5 protein-coding genes are annotated in these 4,569 nt (G+C 66.0%); all 5 read left to right on the top strand.

What is annotated here, in order from left to right:
- The coding region (locus NFW05_RS06160) for an RHS repeat-associated core domain-containing protein (RefSeq protein WP_295303724.1) at positions 1-968 on the top strand (968 nt) is incomplete at its 5' end.
- Positions 949-1,440: an Imm26 family immunity protein gene (locus NFW05_RS06165; protein ID WP_295303726.1), complete on the top strand. Its 492-nt coding sequence runs from the start codon at positions 949-951 to the stop codon at positions 1,438-1,440. The genes NFW05_RS06160 and NFW05_RS06165, both read left to right, overlap by 20 nt.
- Before the next feature lie 82 nt (positions 1,441-1,522).
- Entirely contained in the window at positions 1,523-2,524 is a 1,002-nt protein-coding gene (locus NFW05_RS06170; RefSeq protein ID WP_295303728.1) for an RHS repeat-associated core domain-containing protein, read from the top strand.
- Positions 2,525-2,528: 4 nt separating this feature from the next.
- The gene (locus NFW05_RS06175; protein WP_295303731.1) at positions 2,529-3,533 is read left to right on the top strand and encodes an Imm26 family immunity protein; all 1,005 of its coding nucleotides are present in this window, start codon (positions 2,529-2,531) and stop codon (positions 3,531-3,533) included.
- A gap of 386 nt (positions 3,534-3,919) precedes the next feature.
- Positions 3,920-4,569 (top strand): RHS repeat-associated core domain-containing protein (locus NFW05_RS06180; protein WP_295303734.1); only part of this gene is annotated, 650 nt, incomplete at its 3' end.

Raw genomic sequence — 4,569 nt, forward strand, 5'->3', positions numbered from 1 at the left:
CTCATGTCGGCCTGCGGCTCATGCGTTCACGCTGGCACGACGCGGCGCTGGGCGCCTGGCTGACGCGCGACCCCGCCGGCTACGCCGATGGGATGTGCCTGTACCGGTACGTCAAGGGCAATCCGCTCGTCTACTTCGATCCGTTCGGACTCGGGGCGCTGTCGAACTGGGAGTTCATCAAGATGGCCGTCGGGCTCGGGCCCGACGGCGGAGCTGCGGCCGTCTGGAGCGGGGCCAAAGAGGGCGCCGCCGGTGGTCTGAGTCACACGGTCAACTCGGCGACGTTCGGCGCGACGGATGCCGTGGGCGTCACCAACAGCACGGCACATCAAGGGCAGGAGTATGCAGTCTCCGACGCTGCCGGAAAAGTCGCCAGCGCGGCCCTCATCGCAGCCGGCGGTGTTGTCGCTGGCGAGGCTCTGGCGGCGCTGACGACCAGTTCCTCGACAACTCTTGCCGCGGTGGGCGAGGCTGGCACCACACTGCTTAACGGCGTCGAGGCCGCGCAGAGCATCGAGAGCGTGGCGGAAGGCGCGGCACGCATCGCACAGGGCGATCTAGCGGGTGGTACACTCGAAGCGGCTGGCGGGCTGCTCGGGCTGAAAGGAGGCGGGAAGACTGCAACCGCGGCAGCGAAGGGGGAGCAGGCGGCGAAGGAAGCGGCGGGACAAGGAGCCAAGGGCGGCACCTACAAGCTGGTCGACCCCGAAACCGGCGAGGTCATGCGCACGGGGAGGACGAAAGACCTCGCACGGCGGAAAATGGAGCACGAGCGGCATCCAGATACAAAGGATCTAAAATTCGAGAAAGATATGGCAACGGATGATTACAACATCCAACGCGGCCGGGAGCAGAAGCTGCACGATCATCACAAGCCGCCGATGAACAAGATCAACCCGATCGACCCGAAGAACCCCAACCGTCAGAAGTACATGGACTCCGCCCCCGATGTGTGCCCGAATAAGTAAACGCCAGGCCCGGGCTCTCGCCCCCGAAGGCTCGATCATCGCCCTGCCGCTGCGGGATCGCGGCTACGGCGTCGGCGTGGTCGCGCGGAACAGCGGCGATGGCGCGCTCCTGGTGTATTACTACGGTGTCCGTCTGGATTCGATCGACTCACCGTTGGATCATTCGGTGCTGAAACCGGAGAATGCGATCAGGGTTGGCCAGGTTGGGGATCTGGGAGTTCTCAACGGCGCGTGGAAGGTGATCGGCGCGATCAGCCCGTGGAGCCGCTCGGCGTGGCCCCTGCCCCCGTTCGCGCGATATGTCCAGGGTGTCGCGTTTTACAAATCTTATTATGACGAGGACACGCTTAGGAAAATCCGGGAAGTGCGTATTGAGAAGTCCGAGGCGGACGAGCTCTGGGAAGACGGAATGGACGGCTACGTGGCCGCCGAGATCGTGCTGACGAAACGCCTTAGGGAGCTCGGTATCTGATCGCCGCACCGCCTGACCTCGCCATTCCGGGTCGCTGACGGACCGGAACCACACGGTCGTCGGGCTGATCGACAACGCGACGGTGGCCGCCGCGTGCAGCGATGGAGGAGGAGAGGGCGGGGGCGGAGGGTCCGGGGGCGGGGGTTCCGGGGGCGGGGGGTCGGCGGCGAATCCGCTCGCTACGCCGATCGGCGTCGAGCGCGGCAGCCTGTGGCGCTCCCGCTGCCTCGTCGGCTTCGCCGGCGCCTTACATGATTCTCATGTCGGCCTCCGGCTCATGCGCTCACGCTGGTACGACCCGGCGCTGGGCGCGTGGCTGACGCGCGACCCCGCCGGCTACGCCGACGGCATGTGCCTGTACCGCTACGTCAAGGGCAACCCGCTCGTCTACTTCGATCCGTTCGGGATGCAGGCGTGGTACGACCAGGCGCTCTTCGCCGCCTCAGACTTCTTCGCCGGCGCGGCGGATTCGCTGAGTTTCGGGATCACCGACGCGATCCGCGAGGCAATCGGCGTCAACGACGCGGTCGACAAGAGCTCGGTCGCGTACGCGGCGGGCGAGTACACCGAGATGGCGGTGGAACTGGCGGTGGGAGCGGGCGCGCTCAAGACCCTGGGCAAGGAGGCGGCGGAGCAGGGTGCTAAACTACTGGCAAAGGAGGGGGCCGAAGCGTCGTCGAAACAGGCCGCCAAAGCCGCGGAGAAGGAGGCAATCAAGGAGGGCGGCGAGGCCGCGGCGAAGCAGGCGGTCGAAGGCGCAGGCAAGGAAGGCGAAGGGATCATCTACAAGAGGACCCACCCGGAAACTGGTGAGCCGTACATCGGGCGAGCCGACAATGCAAAGAACTACGAGGCGCGACAGAAGTTCCATGATCGCAAAGAAGGGGTCAAGCATGACTATGAGGTCGTCGATCGCGGCGAGCCCGGCCGGAACCTGCGCATGAAGGAGGAGACGCACATCCGCCAGAACGGCGGTCCCAAGACGCAGGGCGGCAACCTGGCCAACAAGCGGTACGAGATCAACGAGGAAGCGTATCGAGATGCGGGTGGAACGGCGGACAAGCCGACCTGCGGCAGGCCGTAAGAGCATGGGAAAGCGAAAGCGGCAATCCTGGAAAGCGGGCGACCTGTTCGCTGTTCCGCTGTCCGATGGGCGCCATGTCCTCGGCCAGATTCTGAATGATGCCGATGAGTTTGCGGGGGATCGCCCTTGTGTCTATTTCGACAAGATCGTCGATCCACACGCGCCGTACTCATCGGCGGCACTCTCGGAATCAGACATCATCCTGGCGACCTCGACAGCGATTTTCTATGTCGAGAACGGACGGTGGCCGGTTGTCGGGCACCAGGAGGTCTGGTTGCCGCCGGATAAGTGGCCCAACGCCAAGTATCGGTTTCCCGGATCGAGTTGGATCGGGGCGAAGTTTCATGATGCGGGCATTATTGAGGATTTCCTAGAAGCCTACTATGGACTCTGCCCTTGGGATCGCTACTTCGATCCCGAGTATTTCGACAAGCTCCTCTATGATCCCTCTAAGAAGCCGAAGAACCTGATCTACTCGAAGACCAGGCCCCGCGGCCCCATTGTCGCGTGGCGACTCAACCCGGGCGGCGACGAGTTCCGGTGGATGAAGCCGGTTAATGATGCGGGGATAGCCGAGCTAGCCAGGCTCGGTCAAGGCCAGCGAGTGAGCCGCTGGGTTCCCCTTCGGGTCCGCGAGTTCGATCCGCGGCTGCCCGGCAAGCTGCCGCGCCGCTCGATCAGTGATACCGACTTCGCGCGTCTTGCGCCCGGCGTTCCGGCTTTCAGCGCCAAGGCGTGGAAGCAACTGACGCCGCTCATCAGCGGCTGCGCCCAGGCGATGCCTCTTCAGTGCGAAGAAGAAGAAGGAGAGTTTGTCGCCGTCAACGTGCTCTCGGTTCTGCCCGAGGGCTTGAAGCCCGGCGCGCTGCGCCCCCCCATGTTCAAGCTGGCCCCGGGCGCCGACGAACCCGTTTACGTCACCGACATGTTCAAGGAAGCCGTTGAGCACGCCGCAGCGGAGCACAACGCCATCGTCGGCATCGGCTTCACGCCGATCACGACCTCTTGAGTCATCGTTCAATTTGCGCTGACGGACCGGAACCACACGGTGGTCGTGCTGATTGATGATGTGGCAGTGCGGGCGACGGTCGAGACGCCGCCGGGCAGCGGACAGTTCGAGCCGCTGGCGGTGTTGCCATCACAACTGCAGCCCCTGCGGTATTCGCCTTTCGGCAAGGCGAAGCGCGAGTGGCTGCTCCACGGCGGCGGAGGAGGCTCCGGAGGCGGGAGTTCCGGCGGCGCTCCGGGAGCGGGGACGGGGGTTCCGGGGGCGGGGGGTCGGCGGCGAATCCGCTCGCTACGCCGATCGGCGTCGAGCGCGGCAGCCTGTGGCGCTCCCGCTGCCTCGTCGGCTTCGCCGGCGCCTTACATGATTCTCATGTCGGCCTCCGGCTCATGCGCTCACGCTGGCACGACCCGGCGCTGGGGACGTGGCTGACGCGCGACCCCGCCGGCTACGCCGACGGCATGTGCCTGTACCGGTATGTCCGCGGCAACCCGCTCGTCTACTTCGATCCGTTCGGGATGCAGGCGTCCTGGGCGAGCAGCATCGGCGAGATCGCGGGCGGTCTGCTGGATGCGGCGATGGAACTGCTCGGACTCGGTCCTCCGGAGGCGCCGGCGACCGATGCGAACGGTGAGCCGGCGCCGCCCGCGAATGCGCCTCCATCCGGTGAAAAGCACGCCGCGGAGGCGATCGCGGAGGTCGCGCCGGCAGTCGGGGAGTTGATGCTGGCGACCGGCGCCGCGGCGGCGGGGTTCATCCCCGGCGTCGGCGAGGTGATGGATGCCGGGGTGCTGGCCGCGCCGGACTCGACGATGCTCGAGCGGGGGATCGCGGCCGGGAGCCTCGGCATGAACGCGGCGACTGCAGGGGTAGCGCCAAACGTCGGCCTGCCGGCTAGAATATTCGGCAGAGCAGGCGCGAAAGCCGCAGAAGCGTCGCTGGATGCGGCCAGAGCCGGAACACGCGGTGGCGAAGCCGCGGCCAAGCAGGCGGCGAAGGAAGCGGCGGGACAAGGAGCCAAGGGCGGCACCTACAAGCT

Source organism: Accumulibacter sp. (genome assembly GCF_023806625.1).
Lineage (GTDB): Bacteria > Pseudomonadota > Gammaproteobacteria > Burkholderiales > Rhodocyclaceae > Accumulibacter.

What these genes read in the sequence shown, in the direction of transcription:
- NFW05_RS06175 (WP_295303731.1), top strand. Translation starts at nt 2,529, where the DNA reads ATGGGAAAGCGAAAGCGGCAATCCTGGAAAGCGGGCGACCTGTTCGCT.
- NFW05_RS06165 (WP_295303726.1), top strand. Translation starts at nt 949, where the DNA reads ATGTGTGCCCGAATAAGTAAACGCCAGGCCCGGGCTCTCGCCCCCGAA.